Consider the following 17,582-nt stretch of genomic DNA (forward strand, 5'->3'; position numbering starts at 1 on the left):
TTATCCGCCAACGCGTTTTACATTAAACCCTTTTTCTTTTAGCATTGCCATGATTTTATCACGGTAATCGCCTTGAATTATAATTTTATCATCTTTAAAACTACCGCCAACACTCAATTTTTGTTTCAGCTCTTTTGCCAATAACTTAAAATCTTCGGTTGCACCTGTATACCCTTCTAAAATGGTAATAGGTTTGCCTTTACGCTTTTCGTATTTGCAAAGTATTGGGTCATCTTGAAGCCATATATCACTCGCTTTGTCTTGTTTTTCAACAATTTCAGGTTCGTGTTCTGGGAAGAGATTTTTTAATTGATCTTGTAAATCCATTTTGTAGTGTTTATAGTTCACATTTACAGTCTCAGTACCACAATCTATTGTGATTGTGACTGAGACTGTAAACTGAATACTATTTTTTCAAACCTAATTCTCTTAAACGCTCGTCTAAAAACTGACCAGCAGTAATATCATCAAACTGTTTAGGGTTTTTGTCATCCACACAGCTGTCTAAAACATCAAGTTTCATTTCGCTTATTGGGTGCATGAAAAAAGGAATTGAGTAACGTGATGTTCCCCAAAGTTCTTTAGGTGGATTAATTACTCTGTGTATAGTAGATTTTAATTTGTTGTTAGTATGTCTAGATAACATATCTCCAACATTAATCATTAATTCATCTGGTTCTGCAATAGCATCAATCCACTCGCCAGCATTATTCTGTACTTGTAAACCACGACCTTGAGCACCCATTAACAATGTAATTAGGTTAATGTCACCATGTGCTGCAGCACGGACTGCATTGTCTGGTTCTTGCGTGATTGGTGGGTAATGAATTGGGCGTAAAATTGAATTCCCGTTATGGATATAATTATCAAAATACGTTTCTTCTAATCCTAAATGTAAAGCTAATGCACGTAATACGTATTTAGCTGTTTCTTCCAATCTTTGGTAAGCTTCTTTTCCTACTTGATTAAATTTAGCAAGCTCATTTACGCTTACATTTTCAGGGTATTCTTTAGCACGTTCAGCATCATCTTCTACATATTGTCCAAAATGCCAAAATTCTTTTAAATCGCCTTCTTTTTTACCTTTTGCACTTTCTTTTCCAAAAGACACATATCCACGTTGTCCACCAATTCCTGGTATTTCGTATTTATGTTTTGTTTCTAATGGTAAAGAAAAAAAGTTTTTAATTTCTGTATATAGGTTATCTACTAAGGAATCGTCTAATAAGTGCCCTTTTAAAGCAACAAATCCTATCTCTTCGTAAGCTTTTCCAATTTGATCAACAAATTGTTGTTTTCTAACAGGATCTCCAGATGTAAAATCCTTTAAATTAACGCTAGGTATGCTATTCATCTTTATATTTTATAAGTGTAATATATACAAATGTAGCGAAAACATTGGAAAAATGGTGCTCATATTTTTTTTTAAAGCACTGATTTACTTCTGAGCAATTATTCTATATTTGACAAACGCTTTTATGAAAACATCAGCATTAGAAAAAACCAACATGACTTTTGACAAACAATCTTTAGATAATACTACGCTTTTAAATCTTTATAAGCGTATGCTAAAACCAAGATTAATAGAAGAGAAAATGCTTATTTTGCTTAGACAAGGTAAGGTTAGTAAATGGTTTTCTGGTATTGGTCAAGAAGCTATATCTGTTGGTGTAACAGCTGCAATGCATAAGGATGAGTATATTTTACCAATGCATAGAAATCTAGGCGTTTTTACAACAAGAGACATTCCATTGCATAGATTATTTTCGCAATGGCAAGGAAAAGCTAATGGTTTTACAAAAGGACGTGACAGAAGTTTTCACTTTGGAACGCAAGAGTTTAATATTGTGGGAATGATTAGTCATTTAGGACCTCAATTTGGGGTTGCAGATGGTATTGCTTTAGCTTCTAAATTAAAAAATAAAAATCAAGTAACCACTGTTTTTACAGGAGAAGGAGGGACTAGTGAAGGGGATATCCATGAAGCTTTAAATGTCGCTTCCGTTTGGCAATTGCCTGTTTTGTTTTGTATAGAAAACAATGGTTACGGTTTATCTACGCCAACTACAGAGCAATATAATTGTAAAGATTTAGCGGATCGCGCCATTGGTTACGGAATGGAAAGCCATATAATTGACGGAAATAATATTTTAGAAGTCTATACTAAACTTGATGAGTTGGCAACAAGTGTTCGTGAAAATCCTAGACCAATTTTAATCGAATTTAAAACCTTTAGAATGCGCGGGCATGAAGAGGCTAGTGGTACAAAATACGTGCCTCAGGAGTTGATGGACGAATGGGCAACTAAAGATCCAATCGAAAATTACCAAGAATTTTTACTAAAAGAAGGCGTTTTAACCACTGACTTAATTTCAGAATTAAAAGCAAAATATATTACTGAAATTAGTGATAATTTAGATATCGCTTACGCGGAAACTGAAATCGTTTCTACTGAAAGTAATGAGTTAAATGATGTGTATCAAGACTTTGTTTATCAAGAAGTTAAAGAAAACAACGAAACTTCAGAATTGCGATTAATTGATTCGATTTCTGAAGGATTAAAACAATCAATGGAACGTCATGACGATCTTGTTATAATGGGTCAAGATGTTGCCGAATATGGTGGTGTTTTTAAAATCACAGATGGTTTTGTAGCGCAGTTTGGAAAGGACAGAGTCCGTAATACGCCAATATGTGAATCGGCAATTATTGAGACCGCAATGGGATTAAGTGTTGCCGGAATAAAAAGTGTTGTAGAACTACAATTTGCAGATTTTGTAACCTCTGGATTTAATCCTGTGGTTAATTATTTAGCTAAATCACATTATAGATGGAACCAAAAAGCAGACATTGTTTTAAGAATGCCTTGTGGTGCAGGAGTAGCAGCAGGACCGTTTCATAGTCAAACTAATGAGGCTTGGTTTACAAAAACACCAGGTTTAAAAGTCGTTTATCCTGCATTTCCTTATGATGCTAAAGGATTGTTGGCAACAGCTATTAACGATCCTAATCCAGTATTGTTTTTCGAGCATAAAGCACTATATAGAAGTATTAGACAAGAAGTGCCTACAGATTATTTTACTATTCCGTTTGGTAAAGCAGCTTTACTTCAAACTGGGAGTGATATTACTGTTATTGCTTATGGTGCTGCGGTACATTGGGCATTAAGTACTTTGGAGAAACATCCAGATATTAACGCGGACGTTATAGATTTAAGATCTTTACAGCCTATAGATACCGATGCTATTTATGCTTCCGTTAAAAAGACAGGGCGTGCTATTATATTGCAAGAAGATTCACTTTTTGGAGGTATAGCTAGTGATATTTCCGCATTAATTATGGAACATTGCTTTGAGCATTTAGATGCGCCTGTAAAACGTGTAGCTAGTTTAGATACGCCAATTCCGTTTATCAATCAATTAGAAGATCAATACCTTTCTAGAGATAAATTTGAAGGAGAATTACTTAAATTAATGGACTATTAGCATAGTTTTAGCATTTAGGTACGATTTTTGGTTTATTTTGGTCAAATAAATAAACATGATGAAATTTTACATTTCTTTTTTTATACTTTTTACGTTTTCTGTAGCTACCTATGGTCAAATAGACAGCGAGGAGATTGGCTTTGCTATTCCTGCAGTAGAGAGTGAGGATCCAAAAGATGACCCAGAATTAATTATAGAACCTGCTCCTGAGGCAGAAGAAGCAAAGCCTAACGAGGATAGCAATACGGAAGTTAATACACCTAAAAAGGTGGTTGCTGCTGAAAAACCTAAAAAAGCATTTTCTATTTATGAAGAAGATAATAACTTCAGAAATCCTGCTGAGCTTTACACAAAACAGTTAGACAAGCAAATCGAAAGTGTTAGAGAGCGTGAGCAATTACTACCTGCAGATACCAATCAATTTTTAGGTGAATTTAGAACAACTGCAAAAAAACTTAACATACAGTATCGTGATTTTGGTGCTGCTGATGGTGATTTAATACGTGTTATAATAAATGGTGATGTTGTTGTGCTTCAAGAAGTGTTAACACATGGTTTTAAAGGGTTTAATATAGATTTTAACGAAGGAGTATTCAAAATAGAATTCCAAGCATTAAATCAAGGTCTTTCTGGACCAAATACAGCAGAACTTAGGATTTTTGACGAAGCTAACAATGTAATTGTCTCTAATCAATGGAATTTAAGGACTGGACGTAAAGCTATTATTATTTTGGCTAAAACCGAAGAGAGTAAGCTTCAACTTATTGAAAAAAGTATAAACGATTCAGAAGCCGATACGACTAAGCCTGCTTCTAAACCAGTTACAAAAACAAAGGAAGATACTACTAAAGCATCTTCCAAAACTAAAAAAGAAGAGTAATCTAATTTGGGACTAACCCTAAATTATTAAATAGCTTGGCTTTGGTTGTAAAAAATTTATTTTTCAACTGTATTGCTTTTACTTGCGCTACTATCAGCTTATTTTCTCTACTATTAATTAAAAACACTGAGCTTTCTCCAAAACTAAATTTGCGTTCTTCAGCATTTAATAAGGTATTGTAGTCCGTTACAATAGTCTCAATTAATACATTTTGTGTTTGATAAGAATCTAACTCTTTAGTTACTGCTTCAATCTTATTTTTTAATTGCAATTGGGTATTTGATAGATCAAACTTAGCTTCTTGTATTTTCAATTTAGATAGCTTTAAATCACCTCTTTCTTTTCTTAAAAACAAAGGAAACGCCACTTTTATAGTTGCTTTATAGTTTGCAGCATTAAAGGTATTAGCTTGATCTGGTGTTTCACTTAAAAAATTATACTGCGCATTAATCACAGGTAACAGTTTGTTCCCTTTTAATTGTCTATCCACATCCAAACCATCAATTTTACTACCTAAAGCCAATAGTTTTGGATGGCTTTCGATATTAAAATTATTCAACTGATTTAAAGATAACACGTTATCAATCTCCTCTTCAATAATAGTAATAGGCGTTACCGCAGCATTAATATCCACCGGCGTATCATTTATCCAAATAAAGTTTGACGCTTCTAATCTTGCTTTTAACAACTTAACCTTTGCTTGCTCTAATTCTAAAGCTCTTGTTTTTACAATAATTCCGGCTTCTAGACTATCTATTCCTGCTTTATCACCTGCTAAAACACTTGATCGCACACCTTTAAATCTAATATCTGCATTCTGTAAAAAGCGTTCGTAAATTTTAGTTTCGTTATACGCTTGCAACCAATCAAAATAAGCTAGAGATGCATCGTAAATTACTGTGTTTACTAATAAATTACGTTCGGCTTCTGTCTGTGTTTTAAAAAACTTAGCTTTTTTAACATCAGCCATACGCTTGTTTATCCACATACCTTGACCTAAAGAAAACCCTATACCTGCACTAAATAAACCATCATCTGGTACGGTGTTTTCTGGGTTAAGATAGTAACCTGAGTTTTCTTCAAAATTAGCTTTTAACTCAATCCCGTACCAAGTTGGAACTTTAAACGTAGCGTTTAAACGTTCGTAATACTCAGTGCTTTTAAAATCTTTTTCATTAAAATCCACTTGAAACTTTGGATCAAAGCCACCACGCGCTTTCATTAAAGCGGCTTGGCCTACTTCCAAGCGTAATTCTGCTTGTTTTGCAACAGGATGATACTGTTTAACGTAACCTAGATATTCAGTAAAACTTAAGCCTTCAATAGACTGTGCGTTAATTAAAAAAGGAATGACTAGTACTATGTATTTAAATATGTTTTTCATCTTTACTTTTTATCTGCTTTGCCTGTTTTTGCTCCGTTTGGCTGATAATAATTAGGAGGGAAGCCATTTAACTGTCTCCATAACTCAAACCAAATCGGTACATCTTCTAATAACCCAATAGCTCTTGCTCCAGAACCTACGCGTACTGCTTCTGGCCATTTATGTTCTCCTTCAATTGGCGCTAAAAGGATTCTAAATTTCCCGTTAGGACTAATAAAACGTTCTATTGCCACTACTTTTGCACCGTAAGTACCATAAGATACATTAGGCCAACCGCTAAATATAATAGCTGGCCACCCGTCAAACTGTACTCTAAATTGCTCATTTAAATGGACTAGAGGTAAATCTATTGGATTTATAAAAGTTTCGATAGCGATATCAAACTTAGATGGTGTGATTCCAACTAATTGCTCACCTTCCTTAAACGTTTCTCCAATACCAGCTTTTATAGCTTTGTTTATATAGCCATCTTGCGGTGCTTTGATATAATACATATCATTTCGCATAGAATAATTAGTGTACGCATTTTCTAATTTGGTGACTTGTGCTTCCGCATCAAATCCACTAGATTCCGCAGTAAATTTATCACTCTGCGCTTTGGATATTTTATCTGAATACTCTGCACTGATGCGGTTTAATTCTACTCTTGCATTAATAACTTCATTCTGAGCAGCTAAATACTTATTCTCTTGTGAAATCAGTTTAGCCTGAGTTTCTTGAAGTTTTAAACGCTTTTCCTCGACATCTGTGACAGCTTTTAATCCTTCAGACTGTAATTGCTCTGTACGCGAAAATTGTTTTTCGGCAATATTTAAGTTGGTTTTTGAAGCTTGAAAATCGATGCTATCACTTTTAACCTTTAATTTAGATTGCAATAGTTTATTTTCGGCTTGTTGCAGTTTTAACTGTCTTTCGTTAGCTAAAGCTGAAATACGATTATTTAACGCTTTAACTTTACCAGTGTAAGAGACTACAGAAGCACTTTTAGCTTTAATCTGCTGTCCTGTTCTTTCTACTAAATTAGGATCAAAATATTCGTTTTTTATTTCAGAAATAAATAAAATAGTATCTCCTTTTTTCACAAAATCACCTTCTCTGACGTGCCATTTTTCAATACGACCTGGTATAGGCGATTGAATGGTTTGTGGTCTTTGATCTGGTGTTAGTGTTGTTACCAAACCTGAAGCAGTGATGCTTTGTGTCCAAGGTAAAAACAATATTATAATACCAATAATGGCAAATATTATTAATAAGCGATTAAAATGCTTATAATGTTTTTTGTTAAATGCTTTTTGCACAGAACTAAAACGACTGATATCAACACTTTTGTTGACGTTATTTGTTGAAATATTTAACATGCTATTTAGTGTTAATTATTTGACCTTTATCTAAAATAATCACTTGGTTAAGTGTTTGTTTCCAGATATTATTCTGGCTAACAACAACTAAAGTCCAAGGATGCTGTGCTTGACTTAAAAAGTCTACTATTTGCTGTGCTTCTTTAGCTTCAAATTGATCTAATGGTTCTTTAAGCATTAGCAAGCGTGGTTGTTTTACAATACTTCTAGCTAACATTATTTTTTTAGAAATTGTAAACGACACCCCTTTTCCTTCTGGATATAACATCGTACTCATGCCATCTGGTAATTGTTTTACAAAGTCCTTTAGTCCCACATTTTGAATAGCCCAATCCAATTGCTTTGTAGTAATAGAAGTATCTCCAAAGGTTATGTTTTGAAGTAACGTCCCTTCAAACGGTGTTTCTTCTACTAAAATCTGACCAATATTAGAACGGTAACTATTGATATTAATACTAGTTAATGATTTATCGCAAACGTAAATACTTCCATTTGTAGGTGCAATAACGCCAGCAATTAATTTTAGCAAACTAGATTTACCAGAACCACTGTCACCTTGAATTAAAATCCTGTCCTTAGCATTAATTTTTAAGGAAATATCCTTTAAAATAGGAGTGCTGCGGTCTGGCACACTGTATGAAATATTATCAAGTTCTATATCAAAATCAGTATCAGTGACATCTAATATCTCGCCATCTTGAGACTCTAAATCTTTATCTACAATTTTTCCTAATTTTTCAATTGAAGTCAAAACATCATAAAATGTTTCTAAACCTAAAATTAGTTTTTCAACAGAATTAATGACTAATAATATTATAATCTCAGCAGCTACAAACTGCCCAATATTCATTTGCTGATTAAGCACTAAAGCACCACCAATAATCAAAAGACCGGCTGTTACTAAGACTTTAAAACCAATAAGCTGAATAAACTGAGTAACTAATATCTTAAAATGGCTCTCTCTTGCTTCTAAGTAATTAGTAACCAATTTGTCGTTTTTATTAAGTGCTAAACTCGTTTTTCCAGACAATTTAAAACTAACTATAGAGCGTGCAATTTCTTGCAGCCAGTGTGCCACTTTATACTTGTGGTTAGACTCATCAATACTTGTTCGTAATCCTTTTTCTGCTGTAAACTTAAATACAACGTATATTAAGATTAGTAATAAAGCACCATATATAATAAAAAAGGGATGGTAAAAAGATAAAAGAATCAATCCAAATACAATTTGTAAAATAGCTGCAGGAAAATCGATTAAAACTTTGGCGATTCCTTTTTGTACATTAATAGTATCAAAAAAGCGATTGGCTAATTCTGGTGGATAATAACCACTTAAACCACTCATTTTCATTTTAGGAAAACGATAAGCAAATTCAAAAGAAGCTCTCGTAAATATTTTTTGCTGAATATTTTCAATAATTCTGATTTGCATCAATTGCAAAATTCCAACAAAAACAACACCTAAGGTCACTAAAACTACCAATACAATCCAAGATGTGCTAATCTGTGCAGCTTGTAGTAAATTGATAATAGCTTGAATCCCCAGGGGTAAGGATAGGTTAACTAAACCAGCAAAAATGGCGTAGAAAAACACTTGTCTAACATCTTTTCTGTCTAATTTTAATAAACCAATAAAACGTTGCCAAGCGGTTAGGATTTTTTTACTCATTTGTAGAAATGTTAAGGGTTTTGAATACTAAATCTTTAAAATAATTTGTAGGTGCATCAGAAGCTTTTAAGTCTGATATGGTTGTAAAGTGATCTTTTAAAAAGTGTTGATGTAAGGCACCATCTATAACCGTACTTGCTAAACTAAATGCGTAAGGGTAGTTGCTGTCTATTGCTAAAATCATGTCATGAAACCTGGTTACTAAACGTTTATATACTAAAAAGTAACCCTCTTTGTTTTCGTTATCAACCTCTTTAGTTAAGTAAGATTTTGAGTATTCATTAATAACTATACGCTTTAAAATAACCTCGTTAATATGTGAGAAGTTAGAATCTACTGTTGTAGTTCTTGTCAGTATATTTATGGCTTTATCAATTTTTGCAGTTGTGTTATCAATACTATTTGTTGTAAACACCAATTGATATTCTAACCAAGTCCAATACCAAGACGCTAAATAGATTAGTAATTTATGTTTACTCTCAAAATAGCGATAAATACTACTTTCATTAGAGCCAATTTTAGCACCTAATTTTTTAAAAGTATAAGCATCAAAACCAATTTCGTCAATTAGTAGGATACTATTTTCTACGATACGTTTACCCAAAGCAGAAGATTCCGGATCTTTAAGGTAAATTTTCTCGTTAATATTAATCTTTAAATTTGAAAGTAAAGTATGCATAATATTTAATTTGATTGCAAATATAATAGTAATACTATTAATATTGAAATCGAATTAACTAAAAATTAACTTTCAATAAAATTTAAGAGGTTAGGATTGCTTAAAAGACGTATCGTTTGGTAATTCAAACAATTCTAAATCAAAGTAAGGTACAGCAGCTAAAAAATGATCAAACAAGTCGCTCATTACGTATTCATAACTTTCCCAACGCTTATCCTTAGTAAAGCAGTAAATCTCTAAAGGAATACCTTGTGCGGTTGGTTGTAATTGTCTAGCCATTAATAACATGTCGTTATTAATAGCAGAATGTTGCTCTAAATATGTTTGAATAAATTTTCTAAAAACACCAATATTAGTTAGGTTTCGTCCGTTAATTAAAACAGATTTATCAATAGTGTGTGACGCATTAAAGCTATTTATTTTATCCTGCATTGTGTTTAAATATACCGAAATGATCTCGATTTTTTTCAAACGTTCAATATCTTCTGTATTTAAATACTTTATAGACGTTTGCTTGATTAGCATGTGTCTTTTAATACGTCTACCGTCAGAGTTTGTCATTCCTCTCCAATTTTTAAACGAATCCGATATCAACGCATAAGTTGGAATAGTGGTGATAGTATTATCAAAATTCTGAACCTTTACTGTCGCTAAATTTATTTCAATAACATCTCCATCTGCACCAAACTTTTCAAATGTAATCCAGTCGCCAATGCGGACCATATCATTAATAGACACTTGTATACTAGCTACAAATCCTAAAATGGTGTCCTTAAAAATCAATAAAATAATGGCTGTAGCAGCACCAAAACCTGTAATAAATTTCCAAAGCGAATCGCCTCCAATAATTACTGCCAATGCCAAACCAGCTCCAACCACCCAAGCAAATATCATAAATACCTGAATATAACTATCAATAGGTTTATCTCTTAATCTTGGTAAGGTTTTAAAGTAATTTTTAAGTGTATTTAATAAGCTTCTAACAATCCATAAACCTAATATAATCCCGGCAACTTGCATTAATTTTTCAAAAAACACATGTAGATTTTCAAAATCATTAAAAACTAAAGGAATACTTTCTATCGCTAAGTATAAAGCAGGAATATGTGCTATGTTTCTTGGGACGCGGTTAGCGATTAGTAAATCGTCAAAATTAGATTTAGTAGTCGATGCCACTTTAGCAGACAATAGCCTTAAAACCTTTCTAATTAATAGATCTAATAGTAAAATTACAACCAACGTAACTATTAAAAGCACCAATAAATTCAAGTATTTAGAGGTTACTTTACTAACTCCTAAATCTATAAAATAATCGTAAAAAAAATGGGCGTATTTAATCATGAAATATGTTGCTAATTAGTACAAAAGTAATGTGTTTTATACGATTACTATAGTATTAAAAATTAAAGATACGTTAAAGTATCTCTTTTAGATTTTCTATAGGAAAAACAGCACCAGAAGGCATAGCATTTAATAGAATATTACCAACTCTAACACGCACTAATCTTAAGGTTGGACAGTTAACAGCACTTGTCATTTTACGCACTTGCCTAAATTTTCCTTCTGTTAAAGTTACAGAAATCCAAGTGGTTGGACCATGTCTGCCGTCTCTTATTTTTTGAGACCGTTCTGGTAAATCTGGTAATGCTTCCAATTTAAAAACCTTACATGGTTTTGTCATGTACTTTTTACCGTTAAAACCAATTTCTACACCATCGCATAATTCTTGTATCGCTTCCGCGGAAATTGCGCCATCAACTAAAGCGTAGTATTCTTTTTCAATTCCGGATTGATTAATATGGTCACTTAATTTTCCGTCTGTAGTAAGTAGGAGTAGACCTTCACTTTTTTCGTCTAAACGACCAATAGGCATTGTACCTTCTGGAAATACACCCAACTCACTTAAAAAACGCTTACGTTGTTCTTTACTAGCATTACTAGAAAACTGACTAAGCATTTTATAGGGTTTGTATATTTTAAAGTGTTGCTGGTTCTCGTTTTCCAAAATAATGATTTTGTCGTTTTAATTTATAATGCGGGTTTTGATATGTTTATAAATTACTACTTTAATTGATTTATTGCTATTGTCATTCTGCGCTACGACGCAGAATCCACTTTTAATTCCTCTAGTTACTATTACAAACAGATCGTTTAATGCGCTTCTCGATACAATTTTTCATGCTTCAAAATCACTCGAAGTGACGATGTGTTTATCGAAATGTTAGCTTTGTTTCCATAGTTTAATCATCTCGTTTGTCATTCTGTGCTACGACGCAGAATCCACTTTTAATTCCTCTAGTTACTATCAAAACATAACGTTTAATGCGCTTCTCGATACAATTTTTCATGCTTCAAAATCACTCGAAGTGACGTTGTGTTTATCGAAATGTTAGCTTTGTTTCCATAGTTTAATCATCTCGTTTGTCATTCTGTGCTACGACGCAGAATCCACTTTAAATTCCTCTAGTTACTATCACAAACAGATCGTTTAATGCGCTTCTCGATACAATTTTTCATGCTTCAAAATCACTCGAAGTGACGATGTGTTTATCGAAATGTTAGCTTTGTTTCCATAGTTTAATCATCTCGTTTGTCATTCTGTGCTACGACGCAGAATCCACTTTTAATTCCTCTAGTTACTATTACAAACAGATCGTTTAATGCGCTTCTCGATACAATTTTTCATGCTTCAAAATCACTCGAAGTGACGTTATGATTATCGAAATGTTAGCTTCGTTTCCATAGTTTAATCATCTCGATTGTCATTCTGCGCTACGACGCAGAATCCACGTTATAAAAAATATCCATATTCAAACTCCACTAACCATTCAAAATCTGAAACACTAAATCTTTAGTTAAAGGTTGCCCATTAGCCTTTTCACGAATCAAATCATAACTAAATCTAAAATCGCAACCCGTTTTGTAGGCACTACAACCATAAGCTGTTTTACCTTTAATAATAGTTCCTTTTTTACACTTAGGACACGTTTTGTCATCTGTAGTATTAGTTGCTTTAGTTTGCTTAGGCTCTAACTTCAATTTAAAATTATCGTCAAAACGTAGCAAACCTTCAACAGAAGTATCATTAATCTTAAAACCTTTCAAATTTACTGTAGATCCTTTATCTAATAAACGCTTGTACTGGTTTTCGGATATAGTCTTTTCACCAAAACTAAAAGGAAGCACAAAATCACATGTCTTACCATAGTTAGTGCATCCATAGGCGCTTTTTCCTTTTAAAATCTGTCCTGCTTTACATTTTGGGCATGCTTTTCCAACAATGCCTTTAGCGCTAGCTTTAGCTTTTGGTTTAGCCTTGGTTGCTTTTTCAGATTTGTTATTAGTGTAACTAATTTTGGCTTCTACTTTTTCGCTTCGCACTTCGTAGACCAATTGATCTACCATATGCTTCATGTTTTTTATGAATGCTGAAGCAGAATATTCGCCTTTCTCAATATCTTTTAGCTGTTTTTCCCAAAGACCAGTCAATTCTGCCGATTTTAATAAATCATTTCTAATAATATCAATCAACTGAATACCGGTAACAGTTGGTAGTACTTGCTTTTTATTACGTTTTATATACTTACGTCTAAATAGCGTCTCGATAATATTGGCACGGGTAGAAGGTCTTCCAATACCGTTTTCTTTCATCAAATCTCGCAACTCATCATCATCCACTTGCTTACCTGCTGTTTCCATTGCGCGTAATAAGGTGGCTTCTGTAAATTGATTTGGCGGCTTGGTTTGTTTTTCTAGAAAACTAGGTTCGTGTGGTCCTTTTTCGCCTTTTACAAACGTTGGTAAAAGACCAGCTTCACGATTAGAACTGTCTTTAGTTTCAAATACAACTCGCCATCCTTTTTCTAATATTTCTTTACCTGTAGTTTTAAAGTTTACACTTTCGGCTTTACCAATAACCGTAGTATTTGCCACTTTACAATCGTCATAAAATACAGCAATAAAACGACGGGTAATAATATCATACACTTGTTGCTGATTGTATTGCAAATTACTTTGGACCCCCGTTGGTATAATCGCGTGGTGATCCGTAACCTTTGCATCATCAAAAACTTTTTTTGATTTTTTTATCTTCTTTGTTAAAACTGGAGCAGTTAATGTCGCGTATTTAGTTAGGTTTTTTAAAATCCCTGCTACTTTTGGATAAATATCATTTGGTAAAAACGTAGTATCTACTCTTGGATAGGTGACTACTTTCATTTCGTACAATTTCTGTACTATTTTTAAAGTTTCGTCTGCCGAAAACCCAAATTTTGTATTACAATAGACTTGCAACCCTGTTAAATCGAATAGTTTTGGCGCATATTCATTACCCTTTTTCTTTGTAATTGACACAATTTCAAAATCATGTGCTTTTACAATATTGGCTAACTTCTCACCATCTTCCATTTTTAAAAATCGCCCTTCCTCATAACTAAATAAGGTGTCACGATACATGGTTTGCAGTTCCCAATAGGGTTGGGGCTTAAAATTTTCGATTTCTTTCCAACGGTTTACTACCATTGCTAAGGTTGGTGTTTGTACACGTCCAACACTTAATACTTGTTTGTAACCACCATATTTAACAGTATACAAACGTGTGGCATTCATGCCTAAAAGCCAATCTCCAATTGCTCTTGAAAACCCAGCATAGTACAAATTATCATATTTAGAACTTGGTTCTAACTTCAAAAAGCCTTCTTTAATAGCTTCCGTTGTTAGAGAGCTAATCCAAAGGCGTTGCACTTCTCCTTTATAACTAGCTTGATCTAAAACCCAACGTTGTATTAATTCTCCTTCTGTCCCGGCATCCCCACAATTTATAACTACATCTGCTTTATCAAATAAGCTTTTTACAATTCTAAATTGCTTTTGGATTCCTGAATCTTTAGTAACTTTAGTTTCAAATTTTTCAGGAAGCATTGGTAAGTTGTTTAAATCCCAACTTTTCCAATACGGTTTATAGTCGTTTGGTTCTTTTAAAGTACATAAATGGCCAAACGTATAAGTTACTGCGTACCCGTTACCCTCATAGTAACCATCACGCTTTGTGTTGGCACCTAATACTTGCGCAATTTCTCTTGCTACACTTGGTTTCTCGGCAATACAGACTTTCATGTTGTGGTATCTATTATTTTAAAAAAGACGCGTGTAACATTCTTAAAAACCAACAAATCTATTGGATCATTTAAATGAGAATGACACTTTTTACGACTAAATTTAGGGTTGCAAAATAAGTGAATTTGTTAAGGTAATGAAAGGGTTTTGTAAGGAGTTATTAACGAAACCTTTTTAAGCCCGTTTTTGTTCAAGTAATCGCAGAAATTTAGTTATTTATTACGATTAAAAATCTTGTTTTTAATAAGCACAATTCGTTGTGTTATTTTGGTTTTATTAGCATACCAGTTAAAACACGCCATAGTTGCAATTAAAGTTATAAAAGCTAAAGTTCCTAAAGCGCCACCGTATCCATTAAAAAAGTGGCTTTTATTAACGTAAATTACACTAAAAAATACACCAGCGATAGCCAATAATAAATAGTTTTTTGAGCCTTTCGGCGAAGCCATGCCGATAAAAGACGTTCCGATAAAAACAATAGGAATTGTATTGGTAAGGTAACTACTTAGCACGTTTGGAAACCAGTAAAAAAACAAGCCAACAATTAGAGCTAAAACAGCAGATGCCCTAACAGCACCCTGATTTAGCTCCTCACTAACATAATAAGTTAATGTCGCGCCAAGTATTCCGGTTATAGCTAAAATGATTAAATTCATATAAATAAATAATAAAGTAATGAAACCATAGAAACACCAGCAAATGCTAATGCACCTAACTTACCACCAATACCCAAGAATAAATTTTTAGACAACATAAAAAGTCCCCCAGTAATTAATCCTGCAACTATTACAAATGTTATTGTCGGAGTGATTTCAGCACTGGACATACCAACAAAAGCACCACAATATATGGCACCTGGTATTTTTTTTATGTACATGGATTGCTTATTCAATACAGGAACAAATGAAGCTAAAGTGCCTGTAATTCCGGCAGATAAAACACTACTAAAACCAAGATGAATGTTTAGTCCGTAACAAAACACTGCGCCAATAGGCACCCAAATAGCAACTCCTATTTTCTCGTAATCGTAGGTATCATGGTGTAAATCCAAATACCGATAAGCAAAAAACACAGCAACAGTAATAACGATAATATAAAACAGTATTGTAAAATTAGAAGCTTCGTATTTTTCTTTAGCTATCATAAATAAAAACACCATTTGTATAATTAATAGTGTAATTATGGTAAACGATCTAATGTTTTTATGCTTTTTCATTAATAAAACAAAGGGTGCTATAGGTTTACGTTTAGATAAATGATACGTTGTTTAACTCCATTTAAAGGTTAAAAGTAATTGTAACATATAAGTGTTTCACAAAATTAATTTAAAAAAACGAAAAAGCCCCAAAAAGGGACTTTTCATTCTGCTTAATAAAGCCTTAAAACTTATTTTATCCCTGTTACTGTATCATTTTTTGGATATTTAATACTGTACATAAACGAATTTACAACGGTTTCTCTTGCACCAACCTGTAATGTCCATAATAGTTTACCCACATCCTCAGTATATTCAGCTTGACCTTTTTCTTCTAAAACCACTTGAACATTTTTGTTTTTAGAGACAGGTATCTGATCTAAAATTTCGATAGTAATTGGTGTTCCTTTTTTGTTTTTTACAACAATATCATAGCCAATAGTTTCTTTAGTATTACTGCCAATAAATTTAGAAGACCTATAATCTTTTATAGGTGTGCGCTCCACAATAATACTGTTATCACGTCCCATAGATATCAATAATGCTTTAGCGGTTACTTCTGGATTTATAAAAGTAGTCCCCACAAAAGCACCTTCAAAAAAGATATTAGCTTGTCCAGCAACTAAATTATACTGACTCCAATCCGTTATTTTAGCTAGTAAAAAGGCACCTCTATCTAATTTAGGAACCGTGTGATAGATGTAATCTGTATTTAAATCAAATGCTTGTAGTGCAACTAAATTTTGTTTTCCATCACTAACAATGGTGCGTTTACTTAGAATATTAAAGTCAATAGTTAATTGATTTTCAGAGACACTTGATTGGTCAACATACCCGTTAGATTTTTGTCTATAGGCCATATTTGTAACTATAACTTCTTCCATAGCAGCATCTTGTTCTTTCTTAAATTGTTGTTGATAATAGATGTTAGCATATAATGGATTTAAAATAGGTCTATCGTTGTTTTGTGATGGATTCCCGGTACTAATAGTTAATGTAACATCGTTCCAATCTAAACCTGTATTTTGATAAATTCCTGCTTTGTATGTTAGGCTAACTTTTTCGGTAATTCCTTCTGACCTTAAGTCATATAAAGGTTCCCATCCAACATTACCAACACTATATTTACAATCTAAAACTACTTTTTCTACTTGTTTCGATTCTATTTGTAATACGATGTTACCACTAGGTTTATCAAATTCTGCGCTAAGCTCTTTTAATTGTTGGTTTAACTTTATAACTTGTGCTCTAATAGGTTTTTCTGATGTTTCTAATGCAATCAGTTCTTTTTTTATCTCTAAATATTTAGCACGATACACATTACTTAACTCTAAAACTTGTTGTGGTGTAAAGCTAGAATTTCCAGAACCTAGATCTTGATTTTTATTAAGTATTTGCTCCATACCAAGTAAGCTATTGCGTTGGTGTGACATCCATAGTAAATTACTATTTAAAGCCTCTAATTGTGTTTTTAAGGTTTCAATCTCTTTGTTGTTTGGTTTTGAGACTAAATAATTAGTTTCATATTTGGCAGAGATCAATACTGTGTTAGAATTATTAAACAAAACCTGCAAACTAGAAGGATTTATACTTGTAGAAATACCGGTTAACACAATATCTTGTCGTCCTATTTTGGTTGTAAATGACGCTTCTCTTTTTATCTCAGCATTGCTTTTAAATACTTTTACGGCTTCTATTTTTGACAGTACTTCAGTTTGTGCGGTAACCAATGTGGTTAGCATTAAGATGCATAGTGTAAATATATTTTTCATAACGTTGTTTTTTACGAAGCTATCGTAAATACAAACAAAAATTAA

Annotated in this window: 14 protein-coding genes; 2 read left to right on the forward strand and 12 right to left on the reverse strand. The window is 33.0% G+C overall.

Annotated features, from left to right (window positions below; all coding sequences use genetic code 11):
- Positions 1-327 (reverse strand): translation initiation factor, encoded by a 327-nt coding sequence (locus tag ACZ2G2_RS13630; protein ID WP_090840742.1) that lies wholly within the window; start codon positions 325-327, stop codon positions 1-3.
- Between the two features lie 79 nt (positions 328-406).
- Positions 407-1,354, reverse strand: coding sequence for an isopenicillin N synthase family dioxygenase (locus ACZ2G2_RS13635; protein ID WP_101203512.1), 948 nt, complete (start codon positions 1,352-1,354; stop codon positions 407-409).
- Positions 1,355-1,478: 124 nt separating this feature from the next.
- Here ACZ2G2_RS13635 and ACZ2G2_RS13640 point away from each other — a divergent pair, with 124 nt between their 5' ends.
- Both ACZ2G2_RS13640 and ACZ2G2_RS13645 read left to right on the forward strand, forming a co-directional pair.
- A complete protein-coding gene (locus tag ACZ2G2_RS13640) occupies positions 1,479-3,485 on the forward strand; it encodes an alpha-ketoacid dehydrogenase subunit alpha/beta (protein ID WP_470392722.1) in 2,007 nt (668 codons plus the stop codon).
- 55 nt (positions 3,486-3,540) lie between these two features.
- Positions 3,541-4,365 (forward strand): hypothetical protein, encoded by an 825-nt coding sequence (locus ACZ2G2_RS13645; RefSeq protein ID WP_470392724.1) that lies wholly within the window; start codon positions 3,541-3,543, stop codon positions 4,363-4,365.
- Position 4,366: 1 nt separating this feature from the next.
- On the opposite strand, the gene ACZ2G2_RS13650 is transcribed toward ACZ2G2_RS13645, so the two are convergent.
- The 10 genes from ACZ2G2_RS13650 to ACZ2G2_RS13695 form a co-directional block, all read right to left on the reverse strand.
- The gene (locus ACZ2G2_RS13650; RefSeq protein ID WP_470392726.1) at positions 4,367-5,749 is read right to left on the reverse strand and encodes a TolC family protein; all 1,383 of its coding nucleotides are present in this window, start codon (positions 5,747-5,749) and stop codon (positions 4,367-4,369) included.
- Between the two features lie 2 nt (positions 5,750-5,751).
- On the reverse strand, positions 5,752-7,107 hold the full coding sequence (locus ACZ2G2_RS13655; RefSeq protein WP_470392728.1) for an HlyD family secretion protein: 1,356 nt from the start codon (positions 7,105-7,107) through the stop codon (positions 5,752-5,754).
- Position 7,108: 1 nt separating this feature from the next.
- The gene (locus ACZ2G2_RS13660) at positions 7,109-8,776 is read right to left on the reverse strand and encodes a peptidase domain-containing ABC transporter (RefSeq protein WP_470392730.1); all 1,668 of its coding nucleotides are present in this window, start codon (positions 8,774-8,776) and stop codon (positions 7,109-7,111) included.
- Positions 8,769-9,455, reverse strand: a complete 687-nt coding sequence (locus ACZ2G2_RS13665) for a TetR/AcrR family transcriptional regulator (RefSeq protein ID WP_470392731.1) — start codon at positions 9,453-9,455, stop codon at positions 8,769-8,771. The genes ACZ2G2_RS13660 and ACZ2G2_RS13665 overlap by 8 nt, the downstream gene beginning before the upstream one ends.
- Positions 9,456-9,545: 90 nt before the next feature.
- Entirely contained in the window at positions 9,546-10,796 is a 1,251-nt protein-coding gene (locus ACZ2G2_RS13670; RefSeq protein ID WP_090840758.1) for a mechanosensitive ion channel family protein, read from the reverse strand.
- A 73-nt stretch (positions 10,797-10,869) separates the two neighbouring features.
- A complete protein-coding gene (locus tag ACZ2G2_RS13675) occupies positions 10,870-11,460 on the reverse strand; it encodes a pseudouridine synthase (RefSeq protein ID WP_470392733.1) in 591 nt (196 codons plus the stop codon).
- A gap of 815 nt (positions 11,461-12,275) precedes the next feature.
- Positions 12,276-14,570: a type IA DNA topoisomerase gene (locus ACZ2G2_RS13680; RefSeq protein ID WP_272022596.1), complete on the reverse strand. Its 2,295-nt coding sequence runs from the start codon at positions 14,568-14,570 to the stop codon at positions 12,276-12,278.
- 212 nt (positions 14,571-14,782) lie between these two features.
- Positions 14,783-15,226, reverse strand: a complete 444-nt coding sequence (locus ACZ2G2_RS13685) for a hypothetical protein (protein ID WP_090840763.1) — start codon at positions 15,224-15,226, stop codon at positions 14,783-14,785.
- Positions 15,223-15,786 carry a hypothetical protein gene (locus tag ACZ2G2_RS13690; protein WP_101203522.1) on the reverse strand — a complete coding sequence of 188 codons (564 nt, stop codon included), beginning with the start codon at positions 15,784-15,786 and terminating at the stop codon, positions 15,223-15,225. Before ACZ2G2_RS13690 ends, ACZ2G2_RS13685 begins: the two co-directional genes overlap by 4 nt.
- A 170-nt stretch (positions 15,787-15,956) precedes the next feature.
- Positions 15,957-17,537: a DUF4139 domain-containing protein gene (locus ACZ2G2_RS13695; RefSeq protein ID WP_470392736.1), complete on the reverse strand. Its 1,581-nt coding sequence runs from the start codon at positions 17,535-17,537 to the stop codon at positions 15,957-15,959.
- Positions 17,538-17,582 lie beyond the last annotated feature (45 nt).

Source organism: Olleya sp. KKT75 (genome assembly GCF_055635485.1).